Below are 15,919 nucleotides of genomic sequence, written 5' to 3' on the forward strand. Positions count from 1 at the left end.
CAGAAATCACAGCGAAGGGACGCCCGGCCATGCGGGGGACACGGCCGGGCGGCGACAGTCGTGCTCAGGCCGACTTCAGCTTGAGGCCGTCATAGAGCGGCTTGTTCTCGGCGATCACCGCGTCAAGCAGGCTCCAGTCGAACGCGCCCTGGTCCGGCAGCTTCTTGACGTAGCCGAGCTCCATCATCGACTTGCCGCGGTCGATGATGAACTGCGTCTGGTTGCGCTGGTCGACGACGATCGGCTGCTTGGTCGAGGCGTCGATCGCCGCTTCCATGCTGGTCTTGTAGTACTTGCCGACGGTGTCCTTGAGGGCGGCAGTCTTGTCGACCTCGGCCTGCGACTGGGCGACCATCAGCGCCTTGATCACCGCCTTCACGGCGGCGGGGTTGCTCTCCAGCAGCGGCGTGCGCACCGCCAGCACGCAGTCCGAATAGCCCTTGCCATAGACGTCGGTGCCGTCGGAAAGCACCGTCGCGCCCTTGCGGCCGATCACGCATTGCGAGGCGTAGGGCTCAATGTGGCAGATGGCGTCGATGGCGCCGACCATGAAGGCCTGGGCGAGTTCCGGCGAGGTGTCGAGATACTTGATCTCGACATCCCCAAAGGAAAGGCCGGCCTTCTTCAGGTAATCATAGGGCAGCACCTCGAGCGTATCCGCCTGGAAGGTGCCGAAGGTCTTGCCTTTGAGGTCCTGGGCGGAGGTGATGCCCTCCTTGGCGACGATGATGCAGCCCTCGACGCCGCCGCCGGCGACGATCTTCACCGGCGCGCCGGCATCGTAGAGCGTCATGAAGTTCGAATAGGGGATCATCGACATGTCGACGAGGCCCGCGCCGAACATGGTGGTGATCTCGGTGTTGGACGGAGTGACCACGAATTCGAGATCGACGCCGTCCGCCTGGGTCAGCTCCCGCTCCTTGGCGAGGAAGATGCCCATGTTGCAGAAGCCGGAGCCGTGCGTGGCCTTGATGGTGGTGCCCGCCGCGCGGGCCGCGTTCGGCGCCAGCAGGCTGGCGAGCGAGGTCGGCAGCGCGATGGTCGCCGCAGCACCCGCCACGGACGATTTCAGGAAGCCGCGGCGCGAGAAGTTACGAAAGAAGGTGCCGTCACGATCACACATGATCCCCTCCGGATCTTGAGAACCGATACGACCCCGCCCTGACAGCCCGTTCGTTGGCGAACTGCCGGACCACGCCGCAACGGCCACATGCCGCAACAGCGGGATCCGCAGACGGGATCACGATGATGGGCACGCCAACCCGAAAGAGCATTTTCGCCCTGCGCTACACCACAGGTGCGGCGAAAACATCCGCACTATACTTGGCAAATACACGAGACAAAGCGCAAATTAACGTCAGATAAACCGCATTTTGACTAAAAATAAGCCAGACTCAACGCCGCGTACTGTGCCTCTTCTGATGCGGCAATCATCCGACCGCCGAACCGCGCTCCCACCAGACTACGGCGCAAAAGCCCCTTACCCGACCAGGAACAGATCCGCAGGCCAACCCTCCGCACTCTCCGGAACGGCGCCCGGCCAGCTGCATCATCGCAGTAAATGGCGCCGCGGAAGGTTACGCAACAATTTTCTGTATGTTGAATACAATTTACTCCAACAGTCTATGAACAAGGCATAATGTGATTATAATTGCAGCGTCTCGCGGACTGATTGCAGCCCACGGGTTGTGCTAGGATCGGATCGTGGCGGAACAGTTGGACATCCCGAGGAAGAGAGGGCGACCGCGCAAGATCCGTCCGGCGGAAGGCGGCGGCGCGGAGCGCCTGGCGCGCGCCGGCCTGCATGAGCACGCGGCCCGCCAACTCCGCGGCATGATCGTCACCGGCAAGCTTCGGCCGGGGGCGCCCATAGTAGAAACGGAGCTTTGCGAGGAACTCGGCATTTCCCGCACGCCGTTGCGCGAAGCGGTGAAGATGCTGGCGGCGCAAGGACTGGTGGAACTGCGCCCCAACCGCAGCAGCCGCATCGCGCCGATGGACGCCACGCACATCACCGAGCTTTTCGAGGCGCTGAGCAATGTCGAGCGGATCGCCGCCGAATATGCCGCCCGGCGCTTGACCACGCCCGAGCTCGCCGCGCTGCGCGGCATGCAGGAGACGATGGAAGGGCATTACCGCGGGGGCGATCTCGCCGCCTATTTCGCGGTCAACCAGGCCATTCACAGCGCGATCCTCGCCGGCGCGCACAATGCGACGCTGGTCGAGATGCACCGCTGGCTGTTCGCCCGGGCCGAACGCGCGCGCTATTTCGCGCTCGGCACGCAGTCGCGCTGGGTCGAATCGATCCAGGAACACCGGGACATTCTCGTCGCGCTTGAAGCGCGCGATCCCGACACCGCCGGGCGGCTTCTCGCCGCCCACGTCATGCATACGGGAACCGGCGTGCTGGCGCTGCTCGCCACCAGCGACATAGCCGGCGACGCCGCCTGAGGGGACCACCTTGCGCATTCTGGTGCTCAATCCGAACACGACCGAAGCCGTCACGCAGATGCTGCTCGCCGCCGCGCGTCCGGCGGTGGCGGCCGGCACCGAGCTGGTCGGGCTCACCGCGCCGCGCGGCGTGCCCTATATCGCCTCGCGCTCCGAGGCCCAGCTCGGCGGCGCCATCGCCATCGAGATGCTGGCGGAACACCATTCGGACTACGACGCGGCGATCATTGCCGCCTTCGGCGATCCGGGCCTGCTGCCGGCGCGCGAGCTGTTCGACATTCCGGTGGTCGGCATGGCCGAGGCGGCGATGCTCACCGCCTGCACGCTCGGCCAGAAATTCGGCATCGTCACCTTCACCACGACCATGGCCAACTGGTACCAAGACACGGTCGACATTTATCGCCTCGGCGCCCGCTGCGCCGGCATCCGGGCGCGCAGCCTCAGCTTTTCGGCCATCGAGAACGTGCAGGCCGAAAAGGAGCAGGCGATCGCCGAGCTGTCGCGCGAGGCGGTGGAGGAGGACGGCGCCGACGTGGTGATCCTCGGCGGCGCGCCACTCGCCGGCCTGGCGCCGCGCCTGCGCGCGCAGGTGCCGGTGCCGCTGGTCGACCCGATCGTGGCAGCGGTGAAGATGGCGGAGGCACTGGTCACCCTCGCGCCACGCAAGGCCGCCACCGGCACGTTCAGCCGCCCGCCGGCCAAGCCGACGACCGGCCTCGCCCCGGCGCTGGCGGCGCGCATCGAGCATCGCGACATGCTCGCCACCGCCGCGCCGTGACCGGGCCGGGCGGCGTGCGGGCATGGCGCCTCACCCCCTTCGGATGAGGAGGGGCGGGATGACGATCTCCTCGCAATCGCCCGCCGTGCCGTCCTGCCAGGACTGCACGAAGAACTGGCCCGGACGGGAGAGCCCGATGATCGGGCTGTGCCAGACGCCGCGCCCATAGACGACGCCACAGCCCGGCGGGCAGTTGAACGCCCGCAGCGTGCCGACGTCGGGCCGCCCGGCCCCGTCGTCGCGGGCGACCACGCAGGCGAACGCGGACATGCCCATGCAGATGATGGCCTGCTCCGAATGGGGGTGCCGCTCCACGAGCCGCACGATGAGCGGCAGGGCCTGCGGCTCGGTCTCGAAGACCGAGAGCACGAGCCGGCTAGCCGGCCGCGAATCGCCACCCAGCCGCAGGATGTCATGGCGGAGCGCCGTACCGGCATTGGCGGGCACCGAGCGTGTGTCGCCCGGCGCGACGACATGGCCATAGGGCGCGAAGGACGCGCGGGTGAGGGGTTGCAGGGCAAGCTCGGTGAACCTCTCCGTGTCGGTCGACCTGCTCACGCCGACCTCGCGACGGCGTGCCAGCCCAAATCCGAACTGGTCAGACCATTCGCGCCTATGCCATCCTGACATCGCGGAGTTGGTTCTACCGGCTGGAATTCGGGCAGATGCACGGGGGCAGGAGTGACGAGGGCGAGACGGCCGGCCCGACCGGGGCATCCGCGCGCCAACGGACCCAGCCTGCCCCGACGGCGACCCAGCTCGCCGTCGCCACGCTGCAGCAGATGATCGCCGACGGGCGGCTGGCGCCGGGAGCCCCGCTGCCGCCGCAGCGCGCGCTGGCCGGCACGCTCGCCATCAGCCGCGCCGCGCTGCGGGAGGCGCTTTCCGTCCTCGCCACTCTTGGCCTCGTCTCGATCGAACCGGGGCGCGGCACCTTCGTGCGTACCGGGCAGGCGGAGGACGCGGCGGCGCGTGCGCCCTCCTGGCGCTTCGCCGCGCGCTATTCGCCGGCCGAGGTCTACCAGTTCCGCTACATCGCCGAGAGCCACGCCGCCCAGCTCGCCGCGATGAGCCACACGCAGGCCGAAATCGAGGCGCTGAAGGAAAATCTCGAATCCTTCCGCGAGGCGGCGCGGACGCAGGATTTCGCCGCCTTCGCGCAGATCGACTTCGCTTTCCACAAGCTGATCATGCGCTTCTCGCGCAACCGCCTGCTGGCCGACATGCATGACAGCTTCGGCCGGGTGCTGCTGGAGAGCTCGCGCCTGCCGGTGCGGCGCGACAAGCTGTGGGACCCGGTGATGGAGCATGAGCGCGTCGTCGAGGCGCTGACCATGGGCGACCCGCAAGGCGCCGGCTACTACATGCGGCGCCATCTGAGCCGCACGGCGGACCGCGCGGGCATCGTCCTCACCGAACTGGTGTGAAGCCGCCGGCGTCACGGCTCACACCGCGCCGGCCGGCACGGCATAAGGCGACAGGCCGCGCTTGAGAAAGCCGCCATCGCCGGGCTCGCCGACGATGCGGCCGTCTTCCGCCATCACCTTGCCGCGCAGCAGCGTCATCACCGGCCAGCCGGTGACGGCGAGCCCCTCATAGGGCGTGTAGTCGGCGCCGTGGTGCATCAGTTCCTGGCGGATGGTCTCCTTGCGGTTCGGATCCCACAGCACGAGATCGGCATCGAAACCGGGGGCGATGGAGCCCTTCCTCGGGTAGAGGCCATACATCTTGGCGTGGTTGGTCGAGGTCAGCGCGACGAACTCGTTGAGCGTAATCCGCCCTTCCACCACCCCCTTGGAGAACAGGATCGGCAGCCGCGTCTCGACGCCGGGAATACCGTTCGGCACCCAGCGGAAGGAGGTGCGGCCCTTGGGCACGAGCTTGCCCTTCGCGCTGTCGTAGAAGAACGGGCAGTGATCCGACGAGAAGGTCTGGAACACGCCGGTGCGGATGCCTTCCCAGATCGCGTCCCAGTCCGCGCGCTCGCGCGGCGGCGGCGAGCAGACATATTTGCCGCCGCTTTCGTCCATGTTGAGACCCTTCATGTCGTCCGCGGTGAGCGCGACATATTGCGGGCAGGTCTCGCCATAGACCTTGAGGCCGCGCTGCTGCGCCCAGCGGATCTGCTCCATCGGCTCGCGGCCGGAGACATGCACCACCATGATCGGCACGTCGGTCAGCTCGGCATGGCTGATGGCCCGATGCGTCGCCTCGCGCTCCACCGATTGCGGCCGCGAGGCGCCGTGATAATAGGGCGCCGTCCTGCCGGCCCGCTCCAGCCTCTCGGTCATGAAGCGGATGGCGTCGTAGCCCTCGCAATGGACCATGACGAGCGCGCCGCAGCCGCGCGCGCAGTCGAACACCTCGAGCAGCTGGCGGTCGTTCAGCACCAGGTCGTCATAGGTCATGAAGACCTTGAAGGAGCTGTAGCCGTCGCCGACCAGCGCCGGCAGTTCCTGCCCGAGGACGCTGGCCGTGGGATCGGAGATGATGAGGTGGAAGCCGTAGTCGCAATAGGACTTGCCCTCGGCCTCGCGGTGATAGTCGGTCACGCTCTGGCGCAGGCTGGCGCCGCGCGGCTGCAGGGCGAAGGGGATCACCGTCGTGTTGCCGCCGGCGATCGCCGAGCGCGTGCCGCTCTCGAAGCCGTCGGCCATCACCGCCTCGCCGGAGGGCTGGGCGAGATGGACATGGCTGTCGATGCCGCCCGGCATGACGAGGAGGCCTGACGCGTCGATCACCCGCGCACCGCCGTCGAGGCGTTCCGCCACCGCCACGATGCGCCCGTCGCGAATGCCGATATCGGCCCGTACCGTGTCCGCGGCGGTGACGACCGTGCCGCCGCGTATGACCGTGTCCAACTCGCTCATGGACGCCCCGCACGATGAGGATGCCGGCTTATCCGGTCTGACCTCTTCCGAGGATCACGCGCGCACCCGTGACTGACAACTCCAAATTCTGATCGGCACGGCGCACAGGGAATAGGCAGGGCCTCCCCGTCGAATGATAATCCGGGAAAGGTTTTGGAGCGCCCGGCGGCGAGAGGGGGGGGCGGAAACGGACCGAGCCGATGCGCTTATTGGTCAGACCGGTTCGCCGGTGCCCGAGGGCCGTCCCGACCCATAGCGGCGCGGCTCACATCTGCGAGTCGTCGAACAGCCCGAGGCGCCGCAGCAGCGCCTTCTCCAGCTCCAGCACGATCATCAGCGCCACGCCGACGCCGACGATCATCATGCCGTCGAGCAGGGCGACGGGGCGGGTGTCGAAGATCGCCTGCATCACCGGCAGATAGGTGAAGGCGAACTGGCCGGCGACCACCGCGGCCAACGCCAGCAGCACCGCCCGCGTGCCCAGCACGCCGCGCCAGGTGATCGACGTCATGTGCAGGAAGCGCACATTGAACAGATAGAAGATCTCCATCACCACGATGGTGTTGACCACGATGGTGCGGGCCATCTCCATGCCCTGCCCGCGCCAGATCGACAGCCCGTACATGGCGAAGGTCACCAGCGAGAACAGCAGCGACACCAGCACGACGCGCCACAGCATGAAACGCGTCAACAGCCCGGAGTGGGCAGGGCGCGGCGGCCGCTTCATGATGCCCGGCTCGGTCGGCTCGAAGGCGAGGGCGAGGCCGAGCGTGGCGCTGGTCGCGAGATTGATCCAGAGGATGTGCGCTGCCGACATCGGCATGGCGACACCGAAGAGGATGGCGCCGATCACCGAGAGCACCTCGCCGCCATTGGTCGGCAGGGTCCAGGCGATCATCTTGCGGATATTGTCGTAGACGGTGCGCCCCTCCTTCACCGCCGCGACGATGGAGGCGAAATTGTCGTCGAGCAGCACCACTTCCGCCGCCTGCTTGGCGGCTTCCGTGCCCTTGCGTCCCATGGCGATGCCGACATCGGCCTGCTTGAGCGAGGGCGCGTCGTTGACCCCGTCACCGGTCATCGCCACCACCGCGCCGGTGGACTGCAACGCCCGCACGATGCGCAGCTTGTTCTCCGGGCTGGTGCGGGCGAACACCGCGGTACGGGCGGCGACGCCCACCAGATCCTCATCGGAGGCCGCGTCCACCTCGGCGCCGGTGACGACGACGGGATCCCCGGCGAGGCCGAGCTGGCGGGCGATGGCGCCGGCGGTGGCGCCGTGGTCGCCGGTGATCATCTTCACGCCGATGCCCGCGCTGCGGCATTCGGCGATGGCGGCCACCGCCTCGGGGCGTGGTGGATCGATGAAGCCGATCAGGCCGAGGAAATCGAAGCCGTCGCGGACATCCTCGAAGCCGATCCGGGTGGGCGCCCCGTCGATGCGCTTCGTGGCGAAGCCCAGCACCCGTTCGCCGTCCGCCGCCGCCCGCGCGATGGCCGCCTCCCAAAGGGCGCCGTCCGGCGTACCGCACAGCGCGAGCACCTCCTCCGGCGCGCCCTTGACGAAGATCGCCGCCTCGCCCTGCGGTCCGCGGTGCAGGCTGGCCATGAAGCGGTAGGCGGCATCGAAGGGAATCTCGTCCTGCCGTGCCCAGGCGCCGCGCTCGAGCGCCGGGCTCATCCCGGCCTTCACCGCCAGCGACACCAGCGCGCCTTCCATCGGGTCGCCCTCGGCCCGCCAGGCGCCGTGCTCGGCATGAAGATGCGCGTCGTTGCAGAGCAGGCCGCAGCGCAGCAGGCGGTCCGCCGCTCCGGATGGGTCGCTGGGTGACGACCAGCTCAGCGCGCCTTCCGGCGCATAGCCGATGCCGGAGACCTCGATCTCGGCGCAGGCGCCGTCACGGGCGATGATCAGCCGGCGGGCGGTCATCTCGTTGCGGGTGAGCGTACCGGTCTTGTCGGAGCAGATGACGGAGGTCGCCCCCAGCGTCTCGACCGCCGGCAGGCGGCGTATGACGGCATTGCGGGCCGCCATCCGCCGCACCCCGATCGCCAGCGTGATGGTGATGACGGCGGGCAGTCCTTCCGGCACCACGCCGACGGCCAGCGCCACCACCGCGATCAGCGCATCGGTCCAGCCATAGTCGCGCACCACGACGGCGAAGAGGAACAGCGCCGCCGCGCCGCCGATCGCCAGCCAGGTGAAGCGGCGGGCGAAGGCGTCGACCTGCCTCAGCAGCGGCGTCGCCAGCGGCTCGACCTCGGCGATCAGCCGGCCGATACGGCCGATCTGGGTCTGCGGTCCGGTCGAGACCACGATGCCGGCGCCCTGCCCCGCCGCCACGGTGGTGCCGGAGAACGCCATGGAATGCCGGTCGCCGAGCGCGGCTTCCGGCGGGGCGGGATCCTCGTTCTTGGCGGCGGCGACGGATTCGCCGGTGAGGATGGCCTCGTCGATGAGCATGCCGCGGGCGCGGGTGAGCCGGGTGTCGGCCGGTACCCGGTCGCCGGCCTCCAGCAGCACGAGGTCGCCCGGCACCAGGTCGCGCGCATGGATGCTCACGCGCTGGTTGCCGCGCAGCACGTTGGCATGCGGCGAGATCATGCTGCGGATGGCACGCAGCGCCTGCTCGGCCTTGCCCTCCTGCACGAAGCCGACGATCGCGTTGATCAGCACCACGGCGACGATGACGCCAGCATCTATATGATGGTCGAGCGCCAGCGCCGCCGCCGCGCCGGCCAGCAGGAAATAGATCAGCGCACTGTTGAACTGGGCGAGGAAACGCACCAGCGGATGGCGGCCGGGCGGGTCGGGCAGCGCGTTCGGGCCGTGCTGCGCGAGGCGGCTGCGCACCTCCTCGGGCGTCAGGCCGCCCGCCGACACTCGCAGGCGTTCGGCCACGTCCTCGTGGGCAAGCGCATGCCAGTCGTAACTGGCGGCGGGATCAGGTCGGCCGGAGAGGGCGGCGGGCGGGACGTTCGATGAAACGGCATCGGCAGTCATCGGTTCGGGCGCGCTCCGGTGACGTCGGGTTACGCCAATACCCTAAGGCCGCGACCGCCGCGCGCCTACCGGACTTTTCCCTATTGCGCACCGACCGCCCGGTGCCGCGCCGGCGCTCGACGCGGCACGCATCTTCAGCGCGGCGCGCGCTTGGCGAGGATGCGCTGGAGCGTGCGGCGGTGCATGGACAGCCGGCGCGCGGTTTCCGACACGTTGCGTCCGCACAGTTCGTAGACGCGCTGTATATGCTCCCAGCGCACCCGGTCGGCCGACATGGGATTCTCGGGAAGCTGGGGCTTGTAGTCGCCCTGCGCGTTCAGCGCGGCGCAGATATCGTCGGCGTCGGCCGGCTTGGCGAGGTAGTCGACGGCGCCGATCTTCACCGCGTTCACGGCGGTGGCGATGTTGCCATAGCCGGTGAGGATGATGCCGCGCGCCTCCGGGCGGCGGCGCTTGAGCGCCGAGATCACGTCGAGCCCGTTGCCGTCGCCCAGACGCATGTCCACCACGGCATAGGCCGGCGCGTTGCCCTCGAGACTGGCGAGCCCGTCCGCCACGGTTTCCGCCGTGGTGACGGTGAAGCCGCGCGTCTCCATGGCACGGGCGAGTCGCTGCAGGAACGGCCGGTCGTCATCGACGATCAGCAGTGTGCGATCCTGAGGGTCCGTGGTGGTATCGAGCATTTCGAGCTTTCCCAGATGCCGGTCGCGTCCCGCCCGGTAGCGGTTATGACCGCTGCCGGCCGGCGCGCCGCCTATTCGACTTTTCGCTCAGTTTATACGTGCCGGGCCACGAGCGCAAAATTGTCGCAGCGTCGGCCCTCACGCCTTCGCGGCCGCGTGCCCTTCCGTCTCGCGCTCGCCGGAAATGTCGATCGCCCGGCGCAGCCAGCGCACGCTCACCGACGCGCCATGCGCGGGCGGCGGGCGGTTGACGAAGGCGAGCTCGGCTCCGGAACGCTCCAGCAGCGTCTTGGCGATGAACACGCCGAGCCCGAGACCCTGCTGGCCCTCCTCGCCGTCAGGCTCGGCCTCGCGCCGCCAGCGGTTGCGGCCGCGGCTCGTCACATAGGGCGCGCCGATACTGTCGATCAGCTCGGGCGGAAAGCCGGGACCGTCGTCGGTGACGGTGATGACGACGTCATCCTCCGTCCAGTTGGCGACGATATTGACCCGCCCCTGGGCGAAATCGACCGCGTTCTCGACGATGTTGCCGAGGCCGTAGAGCAGGCCGGGATTGCGGGCGATGATCGGCTCGTCATTGGCGCGGGTCGGCAGCGTCACCGCAATGGCGATGCCGAAATTGCGGTGCGGCGCGACGACATCCTCCAGAAGATGCGAGATCGGCATGCGGTCGAACGGCGCCTCGCCCGCATCGAGCGTGGTGAGCGTGCGCAGGATGGCGCGGCAGCGCTCGGCCTGCTCGCTCACCAGGCGGATATCGTCGCTGATCGGACTATCGGCCGGCAGCGAACGGGCAAGCTCCTTGGCCACCACGGTAATGGTGGCGAGCGGCGTGCCCAGCTCATGCGCGGCGGCGGCGGCGAGGCCGTCCAGCGCCGAGAGGTGCTGCTCGCGGGCCAGGACCAGCTCGGTCGCCGCCAGCGCCTCCGACAGCTCGCGCGTCTCTTCCGCCACCCGCCAGGCATGCACGCCGATGAAGGCGATGGCGATGGCCAGCGCCAGCCAGATGGCGACGAGGTAGAGCGGCGGCAGCTCCGGCGGGTTGCCCAGCGCGCCGTCGGCGGCCCAGGGCAGCGGCATCTGCCACAGCCCGACCAGCGCTGCGCAGACCGCCGCCAGCACGCCCAGCAGCACCGTCGTGCGCGGGGAAAGCGCCGTCGCCGAGATCAGCACCGGGGCGAGAAAGAGCAGCGCGAAGGGATTGGAGAGCCCGCCGGTGAGGAACAGCAGCGCGCCGAGCTGCAGGATGTCGTAGGCTAGCAGCCACGCCGCCTCGACGTCAGTCAGGCGACGCGCCCCGGGATTGCGCAGCCGCAGCGCCAGGTTCAGCCAGGCCGACAGTGCGACGACGGCCAGGCTGGCGCCGATCGGCAGGGTGAAGCCCAGCAGCCACTGCACCACCACGATGGCCAGCGTCTGGCCGGAAATCGCGAGCCAGCGCAGGCGGATAAGCGTGTCGAGCCGGAGACCGAAGAAACGTTCGCCAATCGGATGATCGAGCGAGAGCGACATGGCATTGCCCCGTCCGCGGCGCCTCCCAGGCGCCTGAATGCCCTCTATAGCCGCAGATGCGACCCGAGGGCGAGGGTGCGTCTTCGTTGACGGCGCCGCGAAAGAGCCTATCTATGCTGCAGCGCACAAGAAGGACCCGGCCCCCTGGGCGGATCCATCGACGGAGGCTTTCATGGCGATCGGTGTTTTCGGAGACGTGCCCGACGCGGCCGAGGCGGCAACGGCACCTGAGGCAACGATCGAGACCGCTTCGGCACTGTCGCGTCCGCTCTACTGGATGTTCGAGATGGGCCATGCGGCGCTCGACCCGTTGCGGGTGATGGCCGATGCCGGGCGGCTCTACTACCGCAACCCGACCAATCCGCTTTCCCATACCGGCTTCGGCAAGTCGATGTCGGCGGCGTGCGAGATGTTCGAGCGCACCACGCGACGCTACGGCAAGCCGGACTGGGGCATCACCGAGACGACGGTCGGCGCCACCCATGTGCCGGTCGAGATCGAGACCGTATGGGAGCGTCCCTTCTGCCGGCTGCTGCATTTCCGGCGGGACTTCGCCCACGAGCCGCGCCGGCCGCAGCCGCGCATGGTGATCGTCGCGCCGCTCTCCGGCCACTACGCCACGCTGCTGCGCGGCACGGTGCAGACGCTGCTGCCCAATCACGACCTCTACATCACCGACTGGGTGGACGCGCGCGACGTGCCGATGGCCGAGGGACGCTTCGGGCTCGACGACTATATCGACTACCTCATCGAGATCTTCCGCCACCTCGGCGGGGGCGTGCACGTGCTCGCCGTCTGCCAGCCGGCAGTGCCGGTGCTGGCCGCCGTGGCGCGCATGGAGGAGATGGGCGATCCCAACGTGCCCGCCTCCATGGTGCTGATGGGCGGGCCGATCGACACGCGCGAGAGCCCGACCGCGGTGAACCGCTTCGCCGAGGAACGCGGGCTCGACTGGTTCCGCCGCAACGTCATCACCACCGTTCCGTGGCCGCATCCCGGCGTGATGCGTCAGGTCTATCCCGGCTTCCTGCAGCTGCACGGCTTCGTCAGCATGAATCTGCAGCGCCATCTGCAGGCGCACACCGAGATGTTCGGCCATCTCGTCAAGGGCGACGGCGATTCCGCCGCCAAGCACCGCGAATTCTACGACGAGTACCTGTCGGTGATGGACCTGCCGGCGGACTACTATCTGCAGACGCTGCAGACCGTCTTCATCGACCACGCCCTGCCGAAGGGCGAGATGACCCATCACGGCGAGAGGGTGGACACGTCGAAGATCCGCAACGTCGCGCTGCTGACCGTCGAGGGCGAGAACGACGACATTTCCGGCGTCGGCCAGACCCGGGCGGCGCACAAGCTGTGCTCGAACCTGCCCGACGACATGAAGGCGCACTACCTGCAGCCGACGGTCGGCCATTACGGCGTGTTCAACGGCTCGCGCTTCCGTGCCGAGATCGCCCCGCGCATCTCCGACTTCGTGCTCTCGCACAACTGGCCGAAGAAGGGCCACAACCAGCCGGAGTAAGACGGGCGCCCCGTCTTGCTCTCCGTGCCGTGTCAATCGGCGGAGGCACCCTTCTGGGTTCCGATTTCCCAATAGGGCGGATCGCCGAAGGCCGCGCGCAGGCAATCAGCCAATGCGCGCAGCTTGGCCGAGGGGCGGCGCCCTTCGGGATGCGCGACATAGATGAACTCCGGCTCGGCGACGGCGCCGACGTCCACGACGTCGAGGCTGCCGGCCCTGATCGCCGCGCCGGCAAGGAACATCGGCAGCAACGCGATGCCAAGGCCGGCAATGGCGGCGTCGCGCATCACCTCGCCATTATTCACCCGCAGGCCGACCTGGGCGCGCACCTGCACCGTGCGGTCCGGCATCACGAAACGCCAGTCGGCGATGCCGCGATGTGTGTAGAAGATGCCGCGATGCCCATCGAGCGCGGAGAGGCTGCCCGGAGAGCCATGTCGTGCCAGATAGTCCGGCGCCGCCACCAGTTGGCGGCGGCTGCGCGCGAGGCGCCAGGCAACGAGCCGGCTGTCGTGCATCGGCCCGTGCCGGATCACCCCGTCATAGCTTTCCGCCTGCGCGTCGATGCGGCGGTCGTCGAGGTCGAGCGTCAGCTCGATGCCGGGATGGGCGCGCAGGAACGGATAGAGCGCCGGCCCCAGATGCAGGCGGGTGAAGCTGACCGGCGCGGAGAGCCGCAGCGGACCAGCGAGCGTCCCCCGCCGCTCGGCAAGGTCGGCGGCCGCGGAATCCAGCTCGCGCAGCGCAGGCGCGGCGCGCTCCAGGAAGGCCGCGCCGTCCTCGGTGAGCGAGAGCTTGCGGGTCGAGCGGTGAATGAGGCTGGCGCCAAGGCTGCGCTCCAGCTCGGCCAGGCGGTCGCTCACCACGGATTTCGACACGCGCAGCCGGCGGGCGGCCTCGCTGATCGAGCCGGCTCCCGCGATGGCGACGAAAACCGCGATGCCGTCGAGTTTCATCGTTCGGATTTTCCGGACACGAAGTTCACCATCGGCATACTAATCCGAACGGGAGACACGGGCCATACTCTGTGACGAAAACGGGCCGGCGCGGATCGGCCGGCGACATCGATCACGGGGAAATCTCATGCAACGTCTCAACGCGAAGGTGGCTATCGTCACAGGTGCCAGCTCCGGCATCGGTCGCGCAACGGCGCTTCTGTTCGCCGCCGAGGGCGCGAAGGTTGTGGTCGGAGCCCGCCGCAAGGATGAACTCGACACGCTGGTCGCCGAGATTGCTGCTGCCGGCGGCGAAGCGACGGCGCTGGCTGGCGACGTGCGCTCGCAGGACTATGCCAAGGCGCTGGTAGCGTTGGCGACCGAGCGCTACGGTCGGCTCGACATTGCGTTCAACAATGCCGGCACGCTCGGTGAAGGCGGCGACAGTGTCGATGTCTCGGCGGCCGGTTGGAACGATGCGCTGGCGATCAACCTGACCGGCGCCTTCTACGGCGCCCAGCAGCAGATCGCGCAGATGCTCAGGAATGGCGGTGGCTCGGTGATCTTCACCTCCACCTTCGTCGGCTACACCGTCGCCTTCCCCGGCACCGCCGCCTATGCCGCGTCGAAATCCGGCCTGATCGGCCTGACGCAGGCGCTCGCCGCCGAATACGGGCCGCAGGGCGTGCGGGTGAACGCGATCCTTCCGGGCGCGGTCGACACGCCGATGTTCCGCGAACGCAATCCCGACGCGGCCGGACAGGCCTTCCTCGTCGGACTGCACGCGCTGAAGCGTGTCAGCCAGCCCGAGGAGATCGCCCGCTCAGTGCTTTATCTCGCCTCGGACGATGCGTCCTTCGTGTCCGGCACGGCGCATCTGGTCGATGGCGGATTGTCGATCACCCGTACCTGAGCCGTGACGGACGGCGCCCGGGCGGTACGCTCTGCAGCCAGGTCGCGCGGCAATGCCGCGCGAGGAAATAACCGCCCGATTTGCGGCGGCACACCATCCGGGCGATGCTAGATTTTGCCCATGCTGTTCGATCTGCCCGATCACGAGACGCTCTACCGCGCCCTTCTCGACCGCGACGAAGGCTATGAGGGCCGCGCTTATGTCTGCGTCGCCTCCACCGGCATCTTCTGCCGGATGACCTGCCCCGCGCGCAAGCCGAGGCCGGAGAACTGCACCTTCGTCGCGACGGTCGGCGAGTGCATCGAGGCCGGCTTCCGCCCCTGCCGGCGCTGCCATCCGCTGCAGCCCGCGGCGAGCGCCGACCCGGCGATCGGGGCACTGCTCGCCGCGCTCGATGAGCATCCCGCGCGCCGCTGGAGCGAGGACCATGTCGCACGGATGGGGTTCGACCTGTCGACGGTGCGACGCAGCTTCAAGCGGCAATTCGGCATGACCTTCCTCGAAATGGCGCGGCACCGGCGGCTGAGAGAGGGCTTCGAGACGCTCTCGGACGGCGGCAAGGTCATCACCGCGCAGCACGACGCCGGCTTCCAGTCGGCGAGCGCCTTCCGCGCCGCCTTCGCCCGGCTCATGGGCTGCGCGCCGGGCGACATCGCCGGGCATGGCACGCTGCTGGCCGACTGGATCAGCACGCCGCTTGGCGACATGATCGCCATCTGCAGCGCCTCCCATCTGCACCTGCTGGAATTCATCGAGCGCAAGGGTTTGCCGGCCGAGATCGCGCGGCTGCGGAAGCGGGCGCGCGGCGATCTCGGAATCGGCGGTTACGCCCCCACCGAGCAGATCCGCGCCGAGCTCGCCGACTTCTTCGCCGGTACGTCGGCCGCCTTCCGGACGCCGCTGGCACTCGACGGCAGCGCGTTCACGCGCGCCGTCTGGTCCGAGCTGCGGCAGATTCCACCCGGCGCGACGGTGAGCTATTCGGAAATCGCCCGCCGGATGGGGCAGCCCTCGGCGATCCGCGCCGTCGCCCGGGCGAACGGCGCCAACCAGATCGCGCTGGTGATCCCCTGCCACCGCGTCATCGGCGCGGACGGCTCGCTGACCGGCTATGGCGGCGGGCTCTGGCGCAAGCAGCGGCTTCTGGAGATCGAGCAGCAGTACCGGCAGGGTCGCGACAGGGTCGCCGCGACGGGGTGATGCGACGCCACCCCCCCGCATCATCCCGGCCGATGCGCAGCTTGGACG

The 15,919-nt window shown here is 68.7% G+C and carries 13 protein-coding genes; 6 read left to right on the forward strand and 7 right to left on the reverse strand.

The annotated features are described in order from the left end of the window. Window positions 1-64 precede the first annotated feature (64 nt). On the reverse strand, window positions 65-1,123 hold the full coding sequence (locus AC1PZ7_RS01915) for an ABC transporter substrate-binding protein (RefSeq protein ID WP_482357832.1): 1,059 nt from the start codon (window positions 1,121-1,123) through the stop codon (window positions 65-67). A 581-nt stretch (window positions 1,124-1,704) separates the two neighbouring features. Here AC1PZ7_RS01915 and AC1PZ7_RS01920 point away from each other — a divergent pair. Together AC1PZ7_RS01920 and AC1PZ7_RS01925 are read left to right on the forward strand one after the other, a co-directional pair. Beyond that, the gene (locus tag AC1PZ7_RS01920) at window positions 1,705-2,451 is read left to right on the forward strand and encodes a GntR family transcriptional regulator (protein ID WP_482357833.1); all 747 of its coding nucleotides are present in this window, start codon (window positions 1,705-1,707) and stop codon (window positions 2,449-2,451) included. 10 nt (window positions 2,452-2,461) lie between these two features. Next, entirely contained in the window at window positions 2,462-3,229 is a 768-nt protein-coding gene (locus AC1PZ7_RS01925; protein ID WP_482357834.1) for an aspartate/glutamate racemase family protein, read from the forward strand. Between the two features lie 30 nt (window positions 3,230-3,259). Here AC1PZ7_RS01925 and AC1PZ7_RS01930 read toward each other — a convergent pair whose 3' ends face one another. Continuing rightward, window positions 3,260-3,787: an ureidoglycolate lyase gene (locus AC1PZ7_RS01930; RefSeq protein ID WP_482357835.1), complete on the reverse strand. Its 528-nt coding sequence runs from the start codon at window positions 3,785-3,787 to the stop codon at window positions 3,260-3,262. A 107-nt stretch (window positions 3,788-3,894) separates the two neighbouring features. On the opposite strand from AC1PZ7_RS01930, the gene AC1PZ7_RS01935 reads away from it, so the two are divergent. After that, the gene (locus AC1PZ7_RS01935) at window positions 3,895-4,656 is read left to right on the forward strand and encodes a FadR/GntR family transcriptional regulator (protein WP_482357836.1); all 762 of its coding nucleotides are present in this window, start codon (window positions 3,895-3,897) and stop codon (window positions 4,654-4,656) included. Window positions 4,657-4,674: 18 nt separating this feature from the next. Here AC1PZ7_RS01935 and hydA read toward each other — a convergent pair whose 3' ends face one another. The 4 genes from hydA to AC1PZ7_RS01955 form a co-directional block, all read right to left on the reverse strand. Continuing rightward, window positions 4,675-6,099, reverse strand: coding sequence for a dihydropyrimidinase (hydA, locus tag AC1PZ7_RS01940; RefSeq protein ID WP_482357837.1), 1,425 nt, complete (start codon window positions 6,097-6,099; stop codon window positions 4,675-4,677). 265 nt (window positions 6,100-6,364) lie between these two features. After that, entirely contained in the window at window positions 6,365-9,103 is a 2,739-nt protein-coding gene (locus tag AC1PZ7_RS01945; protein ID WP_482357838.1) for an HAD-IC family P-type ATPase, read from the reverse strand. A 134-nt stretch (window positions 9,104-9,237) separates the two neighbouring features. After that, complete coding sequence (locus tag AC1PZ7_RS01950; RefSeq protein WP_482357839.1) at window positions 9,238-9,786, reverse strand: ActR/PrrA/RegA family redox response regulator transcription factor; 549 nt, start codon at window positions 9,784-9,786, stop codon at window positions 9,238-9,240. Between the two features lie 138 nt (window positions 9,787-9,924). Continuing rightward, a complete protein-coding gene (locus AC1PZ7_RS01955) occupies window positions 9,925-11,298 on the reverse strand; it encodes an ActS/PrrB/RegB family redox-sensitive histidine kinase (RefSeq protein ID WP_482357840.1) in 1,374 nt (457 codons plus the stop codon). 172 nt (window positions 11,299-11,470) lie between these two features. On the opposite strand from AC1PZ7_RS01955, the gene AC1PZ7_RS01960 reads away from it, so the two are divergent. After that, window positions 11,471-12,823, forward strand: coding sequence for a polyhydroxyalkanoate depolymerase (locus AC1PZ7_RS01960; protein WP_482357841.1), 1,353 nt, complete (start codon window positions 11,471-11,473; stop codon window positions 12,821-12,823). Between the two features lie 32 nt (window positions 12,824-12,855). Here the strand turns inward: AC1PZ7_RS01960 and AC1PZ7_RS01965 are convergent, their stop codons facing one another. After that, window positions 12,856-13,779, reverse strand: a complete 924-nt coding sequence (locus AC1PZ7_RS01965; RefSeq protein WP_482357842.1) for a LysR family transcriptional regulator — start codon at window positions 13,777-13,779, stop codon at window positions 12,856-12,858. Between the two features lie 127 nt (window positions 13,780-13,906). Here AC1PZ7_RS01965 and AC1PZ7_RS01970 point away from each other — a divergent pair, with 127 nt between their 5' ends. Continuing rightward, the gene (locus AC1PZ7_RS01970) at window positions 13,907-14,671 is read left to right on the forward strand and encodes an SDR family oxidoreductase (protein ID WP_482357843.1); all 765 of its coding nucleotides are present in this window, start codon (window positions 13,907-13,909) and stop codon (window positions 14,669-14,671) included. Window positions 14,672-14,791: 120 nt separating this feature from the next. Then, window positions 14,792-15,871 (forward strand): bifunctional transcriptional activator/DNA repair enzyme AdaA, encoded by a 1,080-nt coding sequence (locus AC1PZ7_RS01975; protein ID WP_482357844.1) that lies wholly within the window; start codon window positions 14,792-14,794, stop codon window positions 15,869-15,871. Window positions 15,872-15,919 lie beyond the last annotated feature (48 nt).

The sequence above is a fragment of the Ancylobacter sp. TW_SC_1 genome (assembly GCF_056836805.1).